This is a genomic window from Candidatus Deferrimicrobiaceae bacterium (assembly GCA_035256765.1).
Classification (GTDB): domain Bacteria; phylum Desulfobacterota; class Deferrimicrobia; order Deferrimicrobiales; family Deferrimicrobiaceae; genus CSP1-8.
The window spans coordinates 1-2,256 of the sequence record DATEXR010000320.1; the positions used below are offsets into that span (position 1 = coordinate 1).

At 69.8% G+C, this 2,256-nt stretch carries 2 protein-coding genes and 1 riboswitch; both genes read right to left on the minus strand.

Annotated elements, in window-relative coordinates; genetic code table 11:
- On the minus strand, positions 1 to 800 hold an 800-nt coding region (locus tag VJ307_11160; GenBank protein HJX74695.1), incomplete at its 3' end, for an iron ABC transporter permease.
- On the minus strand, positions 797 to 1,777 hold the full coding sequence (locus VJ307_11165) for a cobalamin-binding protein (GenBank protein HJX74696.1): 981 nt from the start codon (positions 1,775 to 1,777) through the stop codon (positions 797 to 799). The genes VJ307_11160 and VJ307_11165, both read right to left, overlap by 4 nt.
- Positions 1,778 to 1,867: 90 nt before the next feature.
- Positions 1,868 to 2,055, minus strand: a riboswitch (cobalamin riboswitch).
- Between the last annotated feature and the right edge of the window lie 201 nt (positions 2,056 to 2,256).

Genomic DNA, 2,256 nt, shown 5'->3' on the forward strand with positions numbered 1-2,256 from the left:
GGCACGATGAGCCCCACGAACCCGATGAGGCCCGAGATCGCGACCACGGAGCCGGCAAGAAGGGAAGCGGTGAGGTACACCGCGGTCTTCACCTTCTCCACCGGCAGTCCGCTCTGGAAGGCGGCCTCGTCGCCCAGGAGCAACAGGTCCATCCCCCGGGAGAGGAGGAAGAGACAACCGACGCCCCCGCCCACGTAGAGCGCGAGCATCCCGACCCTCCCGGGCGTGCCGAGGCTTAAGTCCCCCATGAGCCAGTAGATCGCCCCCGGGATCCTCCCCGGGGGGCTTAAGGCGACCATCATCATGATCAGGGCGTTCAGGAACGCGCCGACGATCACGCCCATCAGGATCAGCCGCTCCCGGGAAACCCCGCTCCTCCTTCGGGCCAGAAGGAACACGGCCGACGCCGCAAGCGCCGCCCCGAGAAAAGCGCAAAGAGGCAGCGGAAGGAAGGAGTCGCCCGGCAGCAGGAGCCGGGCGGTCATCGCGCCCACCGCCGCGCCCCCCGAGACGCCGAGGATGTACGGGTCGGCCAGCGGATTGCGCAGAAGCGCCTGAAACGCCACGCCGGAGGAGGAAAGCGCGCCGCCCACCAGCGCCCCGAGAAGAGCCCTCGGCAGCCGGAGCGCAAGGACGACCCGCGCGGCCGTTTCCCCGGACGGTCCGCCGGCATCCCCTCCCGTCAGGGCCCGAAGCACCTGGCCGAGGGAGACCGGAACGGGGCCCGCGGAAAGGGAGAGGGCCACCGCGCCCGCGAGGGCGGCGGCAAGGACCGGGAACGCGAGGACCGGGCGTTTCATCGCGTCGCCCTCCCCAGGCCACCGGCCCGAGGGTGCCGCTTCCGCCAGGCGGAGAGCACCTCGTCCACCCTCTCCAGCGCGGCCACCATCCGGGGCCCCGGCCGGGTGACCAGGTCCCCGTCGAGGGAGAAAACGTCCCCTTCGCGGAAAGCGGGAACCTCTCCCCACCGCGTCACGTCGGGGGAGAACTCTTCCACGCCGCTCATCGCGGCCACGAGAATGACGTCGGGCCCGGCGCGGATCAGGTCCTCCACGGAGAGGCGGGGGTACCGCCCACCGAACGTAGCGGCGGCGTTTCTCCCCCCGGCGATGCGCACGATCTCGTCGAGGAAGGTCCCGTTGCCGGCCGCGATGACGGGGGATGTGGAGACGACGAAGAGCACGCGGGGCGAAGGGGAGCGCTTCTCCCGGGAAACACGTTCCGCCCGGGCCCGGAGGGCGTTCGCTTCCTTTCTCCCCCTTTCGGGCACGCCCAGGATCTCCCCGATCTTCTCGATCGTTTCGAAGACCGCGGCCAGGTTCTGCGGGCCCGCCGCGAAACAGGGGATCCCCATCTCCTCGAGGACCCTGATCCTCTCCCTCGGGTTGCCGTCCGTCGTGCACAGGACGAGGTCCGGCGCGGCCGCCACGATCCGCTCCACGTCGGGGTCCACGATCCCTCCGACCCGGGGAAGAAGCGCCGCCCCGGGGGGATCGTTGCAGTACCTCGTCACCCCGACGAGCCTTTCCTCCTGCCCGAGGAGGAAGACGATCTCGGTGAGGTTCGGCGCGAGCGAGACGACCCGGCGGGGAGCGGACGCCAGTTGCACGGCGACGCCGCGGTCGTCTTTCAGGACCAGGGGAAAGGAAGCCCGGGCCGCCGCCGCTGTGCCGGGCGCTCCGCGGGCGGAGAGGAAGAGAAGGAGGACGGGAAGAAGGAGCCATCGGCCCCCTCCCGGCCCCGCCGTCATTCCCGCGCTGTCCGGCAGACGCTTCAAAAGAAAACCCCCGACCCTTCCGTGGAGGAGGAGTCGGGGGATGGGACCTATGCGCCCGCCTTCCCGACCCTTCTCCCGCGAAAGGTGGTCCGGGAAAACTCCCTGTCGGGCCGGTCTCCTGGCTTCCGGTTACGAACCTACTCTCCGCGCCTTCCCGGGGGATTCCCCCCCAGTGGCCTCGTTGCGGATTTCGTCACCGGTCACAGTTGCGGGGCAGCGATGGAATCGCACCATCTTCCCGATACCCTCGATCGGGCGCCCGACGGGAACTTCCGTTCTGATCGAAAGATCTACCGGGTATTCTGTCCCGGAGTCGCGACGGAGTCAAGCGGGACCGGGCGGAGGGAATCAGCGGGTGCGGGAAACGATGTAGTCCGACAGGGACGCCAGTCCGTCGCGGGCCGGAGACGCCGGGAGGGAGGCAAGGAAACCCTTCCCCCGCTCCACGAAGGATCGCGCCTTGCGCCTCGTGTACGCCA